Here is a 13924-nt window from a genome sequence, read left to right as displayed (position 1 = left end):
ACATGAGCACGCGCCTCTACCACCATCCGATCTTCGCCGAGCACCTGACCGGGCTCGGCCATCCCGAGCGGCCGGAACGGATGCAGGCGGTCGCGGCGGCGTTGGAGGCGGAAGCCTTCCAGCACCTCGACCGGCAGGAGGCCCCGGAGGGTTCGCTCGAGGCGATCTACCGCTGCCATCCCCAGGCCTTTGTGCGGCGCGTCGCCAAGTCCATTCCCGAGGAGGGCATGGCGAGGATAGACGGCGACACCGTGGTCAGCCCGAAGAGCTTTTCGGCCGCCCTCCATGCTGTCGGCGCTGCCTGCGCCGGCGTGGACGACGTTATCGGCGGCGAGGCCGCGAACGTCTTCGTCGCCGCCCGGCCGCCCGGCCACCATGCCGAGCGCGAGACGGCGATGGGCTTCTGCCTGTTCAACACCGCTGCCGTCGCCGCCCGCCACGCCCAGGCCGTCCATGGCCTCGAAAGGGTGGCGATCGTCGACTGGGACGTGCACCACGGCAACGGCACGCAGGAGATCTTCTTCGACGACCCCTCCGTCTTCTACGCCTCGACCCACCAGATGCCGCTGTTTCCCGGCACCGGCGCACGCGACGAAGTGGGCGCCGGCAACATCTTCAACGCACCGCTCCGGTCCGGCGATGGCGGCGATGAGTTTCGCGAGGCTTTCCTCACCCGCGTCCTGCCGGGGCTCATCGCCTTCCAGCCGGAGCTCGTCATCATCTCGGCCGGCTTCGATGCGCACCACCGCGACCCGCTGGCCTCGCTGCAACTCGTCGAAGACGATTTCGACTGGGCGACTGGCAAGTTGATGGAGATTGCCGACCGCCATGCCGGTGGCCGCCTCGTCAGCCTGCTCGAGGGCGGCTACGATCTCGTCGGTCTCGACAAATCGGTGTCGGCGCACGTGAAACGCCTGATGCTCGGCTGACCGAGTTCGCGTAAAAGGAACAGCATGGCCGCAGACACCACCGTCCCCGCCGACGATTCGGACATCAAGCGCATGAGCTTCGAGGAAGCTCTGTCGGCGCTCGAGCGGATCGTCGCCGATCTCGAGCACGGCGACGTGCCGCTCGACATCTCGATTCGCATCTATGAGCGCGGCGAGAAGCTGAAGAACCATTGCGAGCGCCTGCTCTCGGTCGCCGAGGACAAGGTCGAGAAGATCAAGCTCTCGCGCGCCGGCAAGCCGGTGGGCACCGAGCCGCTCGATCCCGCCTAAATCCTGATCATGTCTCGCGTAGGCGGACGCGCTTTCGCTCCTCCGGGCAGGCAGTTCGGGCGCTCCTGAGCAAATTTTCCGCAGCGAGAGGTGCGTAAAAGCGCCTTGTCGGGCATAACGCCTTGTCGAGGTCACTTTCGACACGATCTAAGAACAACGACAAGGGCCGTGCAGACATGGCCTTCGATGCCACCGGTCCGGTTTCAGGATCGCGAGGACAGTGAAAGGTGCCGAGTTCCGTGTCAGATCAGCCTGAGACCCCCCTCCTCGATCGGATCGAGTCCCCTGCTGATCTCCGGGCGATGAAGGAAAGCGACCTGCGTCAGGTCGCCGACGAGCTGCGCACCGATCTCATCGACGCGGTGTCGCGCACCGGCGGGCATCTCGGTGCCGGACTTGGCGTGGTCGAGCTGACGGTCGCGCTGCACTACGTCTTCAACACGCCGGACGACCGCATCATCTGGGACGTCGGCCACCAGGCCTATCCGCACAAGATTCTCACCGGTCGCCGCGAGGGCATGCGCACCATCCGCCAGGAAGGCAGCCTTTCCGGCTTCGCCAAGCGCACCGAGAGCGCCTACGATCCGTTCGGCGCAGGCCATTCCTCGACGTCGATCTCGGCCGGCCTCGGCATGGCCGTGGCGCGCGATCTCGCCGGCGGCGCCAACAATGTCGTCGCCGTCATCGGCGATGGCGCGATGTCGGCGGGCATGGCCTACGAGGCGATGAACAATGCCGGCGCGCTCGACGCCCGGCTGATCGTCATCCTCAACGACAACGACATGTCGATCGCCCCGCCGACCGGTGCGATGAGCGCCTATCTCGCCCGCCTCGTCTCCGGCAAGACCTATCGGGGCCTGCGCGACAAGGCGAAGAACCTCACCAAGATTCTGCCGGACTTCATGCGCGAGGGCGCCCGCAAGACCGAGGAGTATACGCGCGCCTTCTTCACCGGCGGCACGATGTTCGAGGAGCTCGGCTTCTACTATGTCGGCCCGATCGACGGCCACGACCTCGACCATTTGTTGCCGGTCCTGAAGAACGTGCGCGACGCCAAGAACGGCCCGATCCTCGTCCATGTCGTGACCAAGAAGGGCAAGGGCTACGGCCCGGCCGAGAGCTCGGCCGACAAGTATCACGGCGTCTCGAAGTTCGACGTCATCACCGGCGCGCAGGCGAAAGCCAAGGCGAACGCGCCGAGCTACACCGCCGTCTTCGCCGAGAGCCTCGTGCAGGAAGCGCGCGACGACGAGAAGATCGTCGCGATCAACGCCGCCATGCCAAACGGCACCGGCCTCGATCTCTTCGGCGAGGCTTTTCCGACCCGCACCTTCGACGTCGGCATCGCCGAGCAGCACGCTGTCACCTTCGCCGCGGGCCTCGCCTCGGAAGGCTACAAGCCGTTCGTCGCGATCTACTCGACCTTCCTGCAGCGCGCCTACGACCAGATCGTCCACGACGTCGCGATCCAGCACCTGCCGGTGCGCTTCGCCATCGACCGCGCCGGCTTCGTCGGTGCCGACGGCCCGACGCATGCCGGCTCCTTCGACACCGGCTTCCTGGTGCCGCTGCCGGGCATGGTCGTGATGGCCGCTGCCGACGAGGCCGAGCTCCGTCATATGGTCCGCACCGCCGCCGTACACGAGGACGGGCCGATCTCCTTCCGCTATCCCCGCGGCAATGGCACCGGCGTCGAGATGCCCGAGCGTGGGCAGGCCCTCGCCATCGGCAAGGGTCGGGTTCTCGTCGAGGGCACCAAGGTCGCCATCCTCTCCTTTGGCTCGCGCCTTGCCGACAGCCTCGCCGCGGCCGAGGAACTTGAGACTTTCGGCCTCTCCACCACGGTCGCCGACGCCCGCTTCGCAAAGCCCCTCGACGCCGACCTCATCTCCCGCCTCGCCCGCGAGCACGAGGTGCTGATCCTCGTCGAGGAAGGCGCCACCGGCGGCTTCGCGACGCAGGTCCTGCAGTTCCTCGCGGTGCGTGGCCTGCTGGAGCACGGTCTGAAGGTCCGCCCACTGGTGATGCCTGATACCTTTATCGACCACGCCGCTCCGGATGCGATGATCCGCCAGGCGGGCCTCGACAAGACAGGCATTGTCGACGCGGTGTTCAAGGCGCTCGGGACCAGCGCCAGCCGCGTGATGAAGGCCTGAGCCGGCAGACTGGAATCATTCGCAGCTTGCCATTTCGCGGCGCGGGCCGCATGAGCTAGCGATGGCCTGCACCGAAGAACAACACCTGTCGCGCATCCGGCTCGACATTCTCGTCAGCGATCGCGGCCTTGCCGCGAGCCGCGCCCGGGCGCGCGACGCGATCCTGCGCGGCCACGTCAAGGTCGACGGGCACACCGTCACCAAGCCGAGCCTAAACGTCCCGCCGGAAAGCGTGATCACCCTCGACGACCCCGCCGCCGACTACGTCTCGCGCGCCGGGCTGAAGCTCGAGGCGGCGCTGGACACGTTCGGCATCGCGGTCGAGGGCCGCACCGCGCTCGACGTCGGCGCCTCCACCGGCGGCTTCACCGAGGTCCTCTTGCGCCGCGGCGCCGAGCACGTGATCGCCATCGACGTCGGCCACGGCCAGATCCATCCGCGCATTTCGGGAAATCCCCGCGTCACCTCGATCGAGGGCCTTAACGCCCGCGACCTCGACGAGGACCATCTCGGCGACCACCAGTTCGACCTCCTCGTTTGCGACGTCAGCTTCATCTCGATGAAGCTCGCGCTGCCGCCGGCGCTGGAACTCGCCGAGCCGGGCACCGACGCGATCCTCCTGATCAAGCCGCAGTTCGAGGCGGGACGCCTCGCCATCGCCAAGAACGGCCTGCTCCGCGATCCGGAATCCGCGCCCGCCGTCGCCTCCGAGCTCAGCGCATGGCTGAACGAGCAGGACGGCTGGACGGCCTCCGACCCGATCCCGTCGGCGATAGAAGGCGGCGACGGAAACCACGAATTCCTGATGCACGGGCGCAAGGCATGAGCCTCGAGGTCACTATCGAGAGCCTCGGCGCCAAGGGCGACGGCCTCGCGCACGGCACCGCGGGCGAGCCGCTGTTCGTGCCCTTCGCGCTGCCGGGCGAGCGCATCGCCGTCGAACGCATCGGTGCCCGTCTGTCGATCGGCACGCTCATCGACGCCTCGCCGGAGCGACAAGAGCCGCCGTGCCCGCATTTCGGCGTCTGCGGCGGCTGCGACCTGCAGCATGCGAGCGAGCCGCTCTACCGCGCCTTCAAGCGTGACCTCGTCGTCGACGCTTTCGCGAGAAGCAGCATCGAGATCACCGTGGAAGATCTCGTGCCTTGCCTGCCGAACACGCGCCGCCGCGCGGTGTTCTCCGGCATGCGCGAGGGCAACAACATCGTCTTCGGCTTCTTCGAGCAGCAGACCAACCGCGTCGCGGAGATCAACGTCTGCCTCGTGGTGGTACCCGAGATCGCCGCGCGTCTCGCCGACCTCAAGGGCCTCGCGCTGATCGTCGCCGACCGCAAGCGGCCGATGCGGATGAGCGTGACGGCGACCTCCGCCGGCCTCGACATCGCGCTGTCCGACACGGCCAAGCTCACCGAGAGCATGCGCCAGTCGATCCTCGCCTTCTCGCTCCGCCGCGATTTCCCGCGGGTGACGCTCGACGGCGAGATCATCGTCGAGACCCGCAAGCCGACGATCCCGATCGGCGGCATCGCCGTCTCGCCGCCCCCCGGCGCCTTCATCCAGGCCGTCGCCTCCGCGGAAGAAGCCATGGCCGCCCTGGTCACCGGCCACCTCGCCGCCTGCAAGGCGACCGCCGACCTCTTCTGCGGCATCGGCACCTTCGCGCTTCGCCTGGCGGCGAAGAGCTCCGTGCTCGCCGTCGAGACCGACGCGGCCGCCCTCGCCGCACTGGACCAGGGCCGCCGCGGCGTCTCGGGCCTCAAGCAGATCACCGCCGAGCGCCGCGACCTGTTCCGCCGGCCGGTGACCGCGCGCGAACTCAGCAAATGCGACGGCCTTGTCTTCGACCCGCCTCGCGCCGGCGCCGAGACGCAGGTGCGCGAAATCGTCCTCTCCAAGGTCAAGCGCGTCGCCGCCGTCTCTTGCAACCCCGCAACGCTTGCCCGCGACGCCCGCATCCTCCTCGACGGCGGCTTCAAGCTCCTCTCGGTGACGCCGATCGACCAGTTCCTCTGGTCCCACCACGTCGAGGCCGTGGCGCTGTTCGAGCGGTAAGACTGCAACTTTCGAGTTCGTCATCCTCGCGCAAAGCGCGGGGACCCATGCCGATGCATTGAAATTGGTGACGACGGCCACCGGTCCTGAAACGCCGTCCTGGTGGCAAACTCCCGGCATGGGTCCCCGCGCTGCGCGAGAGGATGATGGCTAGAGGGGTGTGAAGCGCTCTTCAAACCACCGATGGGTTAGGTGCGCAACTACCAGCCCATCCCGCGATAAAGCTCCGACCAATCTGGGTTCATCCCCTCGATCAGTTCGATCTTCTTTTGGCGCGGCCATTTCTTCAGCGCCTTTTCGCGCACGATCGCATCCCGAAAATCATAGTACTCCTCGTACCAAACCAACCGCTTGCAGCCGTAGCGACTGGTGAAGCCGGGCGTCAGACCTTCCTTGTGCTCATAGACACGCTGCGACAGGTCCGAGGTGACGCCGATGTACAGCGTGCCCCGCTTCTGGCTCGCCATGATGTAAACGTGCCCCGCCATACCGATAGCAAGTCCGCTTCCTGATGAGGAGGCAAGCTGGATGGGACATCTGACGGTCGTTGCGTACTGACCCGGCCAAGCAAGCCTCCAGAAGAACGGACGGACCTTCCGGGACTGGTGAGAGGACGAGGAGGCGGCGGCATGGGTCCCCGGCCTGCGGCCGAGGATGACGAGCGTTAGGGCGGCGCGCCTTTCAAGCTCGTCATCCTCGCGCGCATCGCGGGGACCCATGCCGATGCTTGGAAATCGACTGCGCGGTGGACCATCCGGAAATCGTGCTCCGCTGAGACCGCAGTGGCGACCCACCGCCTCGCATTGCAGCCCGACGGCCGCATTGCTAGAAGACCCCGCCCCGTCCCGCGAAAGCCAAGATGCTCGACCAGATCATGAACTTCCTCGCCGAATACGGCGTCGTGGTCGTCTTTCTCGGCATCTTCATCGAATCCTCCGGGCTGCCGGTGCCCGGCGAGAGCCTGCTGATCGCGGCGGGCGTCCTGGCGAGCCAAGGGCGGCTGGGGATCGTCGAGGTGTTTCTGGCCGCCTTCGTCGGCGGCACGCTTGGCGACAATGTCGGCTATATCCTCGGCTATCGCTATGGCCGGCCCTTCGTCTACCGCTACGGTGCCAAGGTCGGGCTGCCGCGGGCGCGGATCGAGGTGATCGAGGCGCGGTTCCTGAAGCGCGGGCCGCCGATCGTCCTGATCGCGCGCTTCATCCTGATCCTGCGCCAGCTCTGCGGCTTCCTCGCCGGGACCGCCCACATGCCGTGGTGGCGCTTCTCGTTCTACAACGCGCTCGGCGCCGCCCTCTGGTCCGGCGTCTACTGCGGCGGCGCCTATCTCCTCGGCACCGCGGTCGAGCGCTATCTTTCGGCCGGCCGCTGGGTGTTCGCCGGCATCGCCGTCGTTTTCATCATCGCCAGCGGGACGACGGTCTACGGCTTCTTCCGCGAGGCCCGCAACGCTAAGGCGGACGGTGACGGTGCGCCGGAAGTCCCGCCGGTCGCCAAACCCGGAGAATAGGGCGCCTCGCCTGGCGACCGGCCATGCCCGGGGCGTAGACCTCAGCGTGTCATGAAGGCCTGAAACGCGGCGCGGGCCTCGTCGGAGGCCAGCCGCGCCTCGAAGTGCCGAATTTCCTCTTCGATGCGCTCGAGCAGTGCCTCCTTCGGGCCGCGGATCAACGTGCGGGCGATGCGCAGCGCCTCTTTCGGTTTGGCCGCCAGCGCTGCTGCCGCCGCCATCGCCTCGCCTTCGACCGTCGCACTGTCCGTCACGCGGTAGACGAGGTTGGCGGCACGCGCCTCCTCGGCGTCGAAGGTCGCCCCCATCGCCAGCAGCGCAAACGCCCGCTGGTGGCCCATCAGCATCGGCGCGATCAGGCTCGACCCGGCCTCCGGCACCAGGCCGAGGTCGAGGAAGGGCGTGCGGAAGGTCGAGCGGTCGGAGGCGAAGACGAGGTCGCAGTGCATCAGGAGCGTCGTGCCGATGCCAATGGCGAGGCCGTCGACGGCGGCGACCAGCGGCTTCTGCGACGCGACCAGCGCCCGCAAAAAACTTTCCACCTCGCCGGTCTTGCCGCCGCCCATCGCGAAGGCGACGAAGTCGGCAATGTCGTTGCCGGCCGAGAAGGCGCCGGGCACCCCGCAGATAAGGGTCGCGGCAACGGCGGGATCGGCGTCGGCCTGCGCCAGCGCTGCGGCCATGGCGGTATACATCGGCCGGTCGATGGCGTTCTTCTTGGCCGGCCGGTTCATCCTGATGATGAGGACGCCGTCGGCGACACTGGTCTCGATGAACTCGCTCATCTCGGCTCCTGTGGTGCTCGGCCCGCGGGCCAAGCGCTGGGTCTGAAGAAATCCGTGCCGGCCTACTGCAAGGCGATGCGCGCCGCCGCAAGGCTCTCGGCGCCGGAGACGACCTGCACGCGCAGGCTTGCTGTCTCCGGTAGGAGGTTCTCAGCCATGAAGCGGGCGAGCGCCACGCGGTCGGCGCGGCTGCCGTCGGCGAGCGCACCCTTGGCGAGATAGGCCGCACTGGCTGCAAGGCCGGCCAGCCGCAGGAAGGGCGTTGCCCCCGCCAGCGCCGTCTCGGTCTCTTTGCCCGCGATCGCCCGCAGCAGGAAGGCCGTCGCGGCGCTGAAGTCGACGAGAGCGGCCTCCAATGCGTCGGCCGTCCGTCCGAAGCCCGGCGCGTTGCTGGCGCGCACCCCAGCCACCACCTCGGACAGCTCGGCGATATAGGCCTCGATCGCGCCGCCCTCCGACAGCGGCAGCTTGCGCAGCACGAGGTCGATCGCCTGGATGCCGTTGGTGCCTTCGTAGATCGGCGCGATCCGCGCGTCCCGCAGCAGCCGCGTCGCGCCGGTCTCCTCGACATAGCCCATGCCGCCATGCACCTGGATGCCGAGCGAGGCGACCTCGACGCCGACATCGGTCGCGAACGCCTTGGCGATCGGCGTCAGGAGGTTGGCGCGCTCCTTCCAGGCACGGGCGTCCTCCGCCCCGGCCGCATGGCCGCGGTCGATCGCATGGCCGCAGGCGAAGGTGATGGCGCGCGCGCCTTGCGTCAGCGCCTTCATCGTCAACAGGGTGCGGGCGACGTCGGCGTGCTCGACGATCGGACTCATTCGGCCGGCGGGCTCGGCGTTGGGCGCCAAAAGGGTCGAGCGCCCTTGCCGGCGGTCCTTGGCATAGGCCAGCGCCAGCTGCGTCGCGGCCTCGGCAATGCCGACGCCCTGCGTGCCGACATGCAGGCGCGCATTGTTCATCATCGTGAACATGCAGGCGAGGCCCTTGTTCTCCTCGCCGACGACCCAGCCGACGGCACCGGCCTCGCCGGTCTCGCCCTTGCCGTCGCCGTAGATCATCGTGCAGGTCGGCGAGCCGTGAATACCGAGCTTGTGCTCGATGGAATGGCAGGTGACGTCATTGCGGGCCCCGAGCGCACCGTCGTCCCCGACCAGGAATTTCGGCACCAGGAACAGCGTGATGCCCTTCACCCCCGCGGGCGCGTCCGGCAGCCGCGCGAGGACGAGGTGGACGATGTTGGCGGTGAAGTCGTGCTCGCCGAAGGTGATGTAGATCTTCTGGCCGAAAATCCGGTAGCTGCCGTCGTCGCGCCGCTCGGCGCGGGTGCTGAGGGCCGAGAGGTCGGAGCCCGCCTGCGGCTCGGTGAGGTTCATCGTCCCTGTCCATTCGCCGGAGACGAGCTTTTCGAGATAGAGGCGCTTCAATTCCTCGGAGCCGTGCGCGGCGATCGCCTCGACCGCGCCGACCGTCAGCATCGGGGCGAGCGCAAAACCCATCGAGGCGCCGTTCCACATTTCGAAGACCGCGGCCGAGAGCGCCACCGGCAGGCCTTGGCCGCCATGGGACACCGGCCCGGTCAGCGCGTTCCAGCCGCCGGCGGCCCAGTCGGCATAGAGCGCCTTCCAGCCCGCTGGCGTCGTGACCTTTCCCGCCTCCAGCCGCGCGCCCTCGCGGTCGCCGACAACGCCGAGCGGCGCGATCGCCTCGGAGGCGAAGCGCCCGGCCTCTTCCAGGATGGCGTCGAGAAGGTCGGGCGTCAGGTCGCCGACGCGCCCGTCCCGCATGGAGTCGCCGAGGCCGGCGACCGAGGTCAGCGCGAAGGCGATGTCTGCAACGGGGGCCTTGTACATGCATCTCTCCCGAAAGGACTGGCATTTTGCAGAGGTCACGGCTACGGCCAATTGACGTAATCGTCAATCGCGGCGGATTGGCGATCCCGCGTACGGCCGAACCGCCGATCGCGCCAGCGCCGCATCGCCCCGGTCGCCCGCCGCGCGCCGGCGCGATCAAGCCCGCTTTGGCCGCCGGCCCTTTCGTTTCCAGCAAAAATCGTTAGAACGCCAGCCAAAGCTTCCATGCGGCAGCCTTGCCCGGCAAGGCCTCCCGCATCGCCAAGGTGATGCCCGGAATGAGTGACGAGAGTTTCTTTCGCGAGGTCAACGAAGAGATCCGCCAGGACCGCACGCGCGTCCTCTGGGCCCGCTATGGCCGCTGGCTGATCGCGCTCGCGATCCTCGCCGTTGTCGCGACCGCCGGCTACGTCGCCTGGCGGCAGTATTCGATCAGCCGCGCCAATGCCTCCGGTGACGAGTATCTGGCGGCCCTCGATCTCGCCTCCGCCGGCCAGAACAACGCGGCGCTGGCCGCGCTCAATGCGCTTTCCGACAAGGGCTATGGTGCCTATCGCGATCTCGCGCGGATGCGCGCAGCGAGCGTTCTCGAGGCCAAGGGCGACAAGGCTGGCGCGATCGCCGCCTTCGACGCCGTCTCGGACGATGCGGGCGCGCCCAAGCCGCTGCGCAACATGGCGGCGGTGCGCGCGGCCTATATCCTCGTCGATACCGGCAGCGTCGAGGACGTGGCCGAGCGCGTCCAGCAATTGTCGGGCGACAACGAGCCACTGCGTTTTGCCGCGCGCGAGACCATGGGCCTTGCCGCCTGGAAGGCCGGCGACCTCGAAGAGTCCAAGCGCCTGTTCCAGCAGCTGAGTGACGACCAGGCGACGCCCAACGGCATCGCGCTGCGCACGCGCCTCCTGCTCGAGCTGATCGCCGCCGGCAACAAGCCCGTGCCGGCCGACGCTCTGCCCGCCGCCGGCAGCGCGCCGGCGACGCCGAATGCCGCAACGCCTGCCGCAGGCCTCGACCCGAGCCTCGTCGTGCCGGAAATGCCGACAACACCGACGGAGCCGACCGAGGCGACGCCCCCGCCGGCGGACGCGCCAGCCACAGCCCCGGCAGCGCCAGCAGCGCCCGCCCCGGAGACGCCAGCACCGGCAGCGCCCGCTCCTGCGGCACCGGCCGACGCGCCGGCGACTCCGGCCCCGGCCACCAGCGGAACCCCCGCCCCGGCCAACTGATCCCGGCGGCCTCCGCCGCTTCCCACGTCCGGCGCGAAACCTCGCCGGACCGTGTTGCCCCTTTAGCTCGCCGGAGCGTCCCCCCCCCCGAGGTTTCACCTTCGGGGGCCTCCGGCGGGCGACGAAATGCCGTATACTCACGGCAGAGCCCCCGGCGCCGGTCCGGGGGCATTGCCTTTTTTCCAGTTCCGGACCGGATAGTACCACCATGGTCACCATCGCCATCATCGGGCGCCCCAATGTCGGCAAGTCGACGCTGTTCAACCGCCTCGTCGGCAAGAAGCTAGCCCTCGTCGACGATCGGCCGGGCGTCACCCGCGACCGCCGCAACGGCGACGCGACGCTGCTCGACCTCGAATTCGAGATCGTCGATACCGCCGGTCTCGAGGAAGCCGGCTCGGAAACCCTTGAGGCGCGCATGCGCGCCCAGACCGAGACGGCGATCGACCTCGCCGACCTCTGCCTGTTTATGGTCGACGCCAAGACCGGGCTGACGCCGCAGGATTCGTTCTTCGGCGAACTGCTCCGCCGCAAGAACAAGCCGGTGCTGCTCGTCGCCAACAAGGCCGAGGCGCGAGGCTCCGACGCCGGCTTCTACGATGCCTACTCGCTCGGCCTCGGCGAGCCCGTCCCCATCTCCGCCGAGCACGGCGAGGGCATGGGTGATCTCAGGGACGCCATCGTCGGCGCGCTGGGCGAAGCCGCGTTCGCCGAGGAGGAGGAGCCGATCGGCGCCGACGTCACGATCCTCGATGACGACGCCGAGTTCGACGAGGAAGAGCCGGTCGAGCCCTATGATGCGACCAAGCCGCTGCGCATCGCCATCATCGGCCGCCCGAACGCCGGCAAGTCGACGATGATCAACCGCTTCCTCGGCGAGGACCGCCTGCTGACCGGTCCCGAGGCCGGCATCACCCGCGATTCGATCTCGGTCGAGTGGGAGTGGCGCGGCCGCCGGGTGAAGATGTTCGACACCGCCGGCATGCGCCGCAAGGCGAAGATCCAGGAAAAGCTGGAGATTCTCTCGGTCGCCGACTCGCTGCGCGCCATCCGCTTCGCCGAGGTTGTCGTCATCGTCTTTGATGCGACCATCCCCTTCGAGCGCCAGGACCTGTCGCTCGCCGACCTCATCATGCGCGAAGGCCGCGCCCCGGTGATCGCCTTCAACAAGTGGGATCTCATCGAGGACCGCCAGGCGGTGCTGGCGGAGTTGCGCGAAAAGACCGAGAGGCTGCTGCCGCAGGCGCGCGGCATCCAGGCGGTGACCGTGTCGGGCGAGACGGGCGATGGCCTCGAACGGCTGATGCAGGCGATCACCAAGACGCACGAGATCTGGAACACCCGCATCTCGACGTCCAAGCTGAACCAGTGGCTGGAAAAGGTCGTCAGCCACCACCCGCCGCCGGCAGCCTCCGGCCGCCGCGTCAGCATCAAGTACATGACGCAGATCAAGAGCCGGCCGCCGACCTTCGTCCTGTCGACGACGCGCCCGGACGCGCTCGGCTCGTCCTACACGCGCTACCTCGTCAACGGGCTGCGGGAGACCTTCAAGCTCTCGGGCGTGCCGATCCGGCTGATCCTGCGCAAGCCGGACAACCCGTTCGCCGGCAAGGCGAAGAAGTACACCTGACGGCGCTTCCGGAGCGGCGGGCGACCGCCACTGTCGCCGCCTTTTCCGGCGGATCGGGATTGGCGAATGATTTCAACGGGTCGTTAACCAAGAAACAAGGTTAATGAGGGATGATCGGCTTCGTTCAGTGATGAAGCAGGTTTCCCATGACGAAAACGGCGCGCCGCCAGGGCGGATCGATCCAGCGGCCGCAGCCGGTTCTGCGGCGGGCTGCGCTGGTCGTCAGCTGCAGTCTCGCCATGGTGCCGGCCCTCACCTCGGCCGTCGCCTTCCAGGACATGACGAGCCTCCTCGAGGGTGACCGCGCTCAAACGCGCTGGCAGGCCTATTTCATCCCCTCCCCCGCCGGCGCCGTCGAAAAGGCCGAGATCAGTTTCGGCGCCGCCGCCCGCAGCCGGATGCCCGCGGGCGCCGGCATCCGCGCCGGCAATGGCGATCTCTACACCGTCAATTCCCGCAGCCCGGACGTCGAGACGCCGGACGAGACCCGCGTCACCCGCTACCAGAAGGAAGGCCGCGTCCTCGCGATCACCCAGCAGGCGCCGCCGAAGGCCTTCACCGCCGGCTCCATCCTCGAGCGGCAGAGCCTGTTGCGACCCGGCGCTGCGGTGGGCGCCGAGCTGCGCACGGCTTTCATCCGGCAGGAGACACGCGGCGACACCATCGCGCTGGCAATGAATTTCGAAGCTGCGGGCTCGCCGGTGGTAAGGCCGGAAGAGAAGGTGATGGTCGCCTCGCTCGACCCCGCCACCACCCGGCTCGACGCCCGCCCGGCGCATGTCCCCGACAAAATCGTCATCGCGAGCGTCCCGGAAACCAATGTCCTCGCCTATGGCGCGGCGCCCGAGGCGGAGAACCCCGTCGCATCCCTGTTCAACAGGATCCTGCGTCCCGGCTCCAACGGCTTCATCCCGCCGCTCGGCAAGGACGACCATGCGTGGGCGGCGACGCCGCTGCCGTCCGAGGCCTTCTCGGCCAAGGAGCAGACCTGCCTTGCCAACGGCATCTATTTCGAGGCACGCGGCGAGCCGGAGACCGGACAGGCCGCGGTCGCCCAGGTCATCCTCAACCGGGTCCGCAACCCGACCTATCCGAAATCGATCTGCGGCGTCGTCTACCAGAACAAGAATTGGCGCAACCGCTGCCAGTTCTCCTTCGCCTGCGACGGCATCAAGGACCGCATCACCAACAAGCGCGCCTTCTCCACCGCCAAGCGCATCGCCGGCGAGGTCAGCCGGGGCGAGATCTGGCTGGCCGACGTCGGCTCGGCGACGCACTACCACGCCACCTACGTCGCCCCCCGCTGGGCCAAGGCGATGCAGAAGGTCGACACCATCGGCCGCCACATCTTCTACCGCACCTTCGGCGGCGGCTGGGGCTGACCCACCTCCCTCACCGGACATTCAACTTTGCCTATCCGACGAAGAAGGCCGCTCCATCCGGGGCGGCCTTTCTTGTTTCAGGAGCACTCGTACGGTGTAGCGCCAGC

At 68.1% G+C, this 13924-nt stretch carries 12 protein-coding genes; 9 read left to right on the top strand and 3 right to left on the bottom strand.

Annotated elements, in window-relative coordinates; all coding sequences use genetic code 11:
• The first annotated feature begins 2 nt into the window (after positions 1 to 2).
• The 5 genes from ACZLZQ_RS20020 (at position 3) to ACZLZQ_RS20000 (ending at position 5428) form a co-directional block, all read left to right on the top strand.
• Entirely contained in the window at positions 3 to 929 is a 927-nt protein-coding gene (locus ACZLZQ_RS20020; RefSeq protein WP_472950870.1) for a histone deacetylase family protein, read from the top strand.
• 24 nt (positions 930 to 953) lie between these two features.
• Complete coding sequence (locus tag ACZLZQ_RS20015; RefSeq protein WP_472934601.1) at positions 954 to 1220, top strand: exodeoxyribonuclease VII small subunit; 267 nt, start codon at positions 954 to 956, stop codon at positions 1218 to 1220.
• A 239-nt stretch (positions 1221 to 1459) separates the two neighbouring features.
• Positions 1460 to 3376, top strand: coding sequence for a 1-deoxy-D-xylulose-5-phosphate synthase (gene dxs / locus ACZLZQ_RS20010; protein ID WP_472950869.1), 1917 nt, complete (start codon positions 1460 to 1462; stop codon positions 3374 to 3376).
• 61 nt (positions 3377 to 3437) lie between these two features.
• Positions 3438 to 4202: a TlyA family RNA methyltransferase gene (locus ACZLZQ_RS20005; RefSeq protein WP_472950868.1), complete on the top strand. Its 765-nt coding sequence runs from the start codon at positions 3438 to 3440 to the stop codon at positions 4200 to 4202.
• Positions 4199 to 5428, top strand: a complete 1230-nt coding sequence (locus ACZLZQ_RS20000) for a class I SAM-dependent RNA methyltransferase (protein WP_472950867.1) — start codon at positions 4199 to 4201, stop codon at positions 5426 to 5428. The genes ACZLZQ_RS20005 and ACZLZQ_RS20000 overlap by 4 nt, the downstream gene beginning before the upstream one ends.
• Positions 5429 to 5628: 200 nt before the next feature.
• Here the strand turns inward: ACZLZQ_RS20000 and ACZLZQ_RS19995 are convergent, their stop codons facing one another.
• Positions 5629 to 5916: a GIY-YIG nuclease family protein gene (locus ACZLZQ_RS19995; RefSeq protein WP_472950924.1), complete on the bottom strand. Its 288-nt coding sequence runs from the start codon at positions 5914 to 5916 to the stop codon at positions 5629 to 5631.
• Between the two features lie 371 nt (positions 5917 to 6287).
• On the opposite strand from ACZLZQ_RS19995, the gene ACZLZQ_RS19990 reads away from it, so the two are divergent.
• Positions 6288 to 6938 carry a DedA family protein gene (locus ACZLZQ_RS19990; RefSeq protein WP_472950866.1) on the top strand — a complete coding sequence of 217 codons (651 nt, stop codon included), beginning with the start codon at positions 6288 to 6290 and terminating at the stop codon, positions 6936 to 6938.
• A gap of 41 nt (positions 6939 to 6979) precedes the next feature.
• On the opposite strand, the gene ACZLZQ_RS19985 is transcribed toward ACZLZQ_RS19990, so the two are convergent.
• Both ACZLZQ_RS19985 and ACZLZQ_RS19980 read right to left on the bottom strand, forming a co-directional pair.
• Positions 6980 to 7723: a crotonase/enoyl-CoA hydratase family protein gene (locus tag ACZLZQ_RS19985; RefSeq protein ID WP_472950865.1), complete on the bottom strand. Its 744-nt coding sequence runs from the start codon at positions 7721 to 7723 to the stop codon at positions 6980 to 6982.
• A 62-nt stretch (positions 7724 to 7785) separates the two neighbouring features.
• Positions 7786 to 9576: an acyl-CoA dehydrogenase family protein gene (locus tag ACZLZQ_RS19980; protein WP_472950864.1), complete on the bottom strand. Its 1791-nt coding sequence runs from the start codon at positions 9574 to 9576 to the stop codon at positions 7786 to 7788.
• Positions 9577 to 9854: 278 nt separating this feature from the next.
• Here ACZLZQ_RS19980 and ACZLZQ_RS19975 point away from each other — a divergent pair, with 278 nt between their 5' ends.
• The 3 genes from ACZLZQ_RS19975 (at position 9855) to ACZLZQ_RS19965 (ending at position 13817) form a co-directional block, all read left to right on the top strand.
• Positions 9855 to 10805 (top strand): tetratricopeptide repeat protein, encoded by a 951-nt coding sequence (locus ACZLZQ_RS19975; protein WP_472950863.1) that lies wholly within the window; start codon positions 9855 to 9857, stop codon positions 10803 to 10805.
• Positions 10806 to 11013: 208 nt separating this feature from the next.
• Positions 11014 to 12435, top strand: a complete 1422-nt coding sequence (der, locus tag ACZLZQ_RS19970; protein ID WP_472934593.1) for a ribosome biogenesis GTPase Der — start codon at positions 11014 to 11016, stop codon at positions 12433 to 12435.
• A 146-nt stretch (positions 12436 to 12581) separates the two neighbouring features.
• Positions 12582 to 13817 carry a cell wall hydrolase gene (locus tag ACZLZQ_RS19965; RefSeq protein ID WP_472950862.1) on the top strand — a complete coding sequence of 412 codons (1236 nt, stop codon included), beginning with the start codon at positions 12582 to 12584 and terminating at the stop codon, positions 13815 to 13817.
• The last annotated feature ends 107 nt before the right edge of the window (positions 13818 to 13924 follow it).

The organism is Mesocryomonas lacus (assembly GCF_055730105.2).
This window is presented reverse-complemented; position numbering and strand designations above follow the sequence as displayed.

Bases quoted from the DNA above. Each gene is read 5' to 3' on its own strand.
- ACZLZQ_RS20020 (WP_472950870.1), top strand. From the start codon at position 3: ATGAGCACGCGCCTCTACCACCATCCGATCTTCGCCGAGCACCTGACC.
- ACZLZQ_RS20015 (WP_472934601.1), top strand. From the start codon at position 954: ATGGCCGCAGACACCACCGTCCCCGCCGACGATTCGGACATCAAGCGC.
- ACZLZQ_RS20005 (WP_472950868.1), top strand. From the start codon at position 3,438: ATGGCCTGCACCGAAGAACAACACCTGTCGCGCATCCGGCTCGACATT.
- ACZLZQ_RS20000 (WP_472950867.1), top strand. From the start codon at position 4,199: ATGAGCCTCGAGGTCACTATCGAGAGCCTCGGCGCCAAGGGCGACGGC.
- ACZLZQ_RS19995 (WP_472950924.1), bottom strand. From the start codon at position 5,916: ATGGCGGGGCACGTTTACATCATGGCGAGCCAGAAGCGGGGCACGCTG.
- ACZLZQ_RS19990 (WP_472950866.1), top strand. From the start codon at position 6,288: ATGCTCGACCAGATCATGAACTTCCTCGCCGAATACGGCGTCGTGGTC.
- ACZLZQ_RS19985 (WP_472950865.1), bottom strand. From the start codon at position 7,723: ATGAGCGAGTTCATCGAGACCAGTGTCGCCGACGGCGTCCTCATCATC.
- ACZLZQ_RS19980 (WP_472950864.1), bottom strand. From the start codon at position 9,576: ATGTACAAGGCCCCCGTTGCAGACATCGCCTTCGCGCTGACCTCGGTC.
- ACZLZQ_RS19975 (WP_472950863.1), top strand. From the start codon at position 9,855: ATGAGTGACGAGAGTTTCTTTCGCGAGGTCAACGAAGAGATCCGCCAG.
- der (WP_472934593.1), top strand. From the start codon at position 11,014: ATGGTCACCATCGCCATCATCGGGCGCCCCAATGTCGGCAAGTCGACG.
- ACZLZQ_RS19965 (WP_472950862.1), top strand. From the start codon at position 12,582: ATGACGAAAACGGCGCGCCGCCAGGGCGGATCGATCCAGCGGCCGCAG.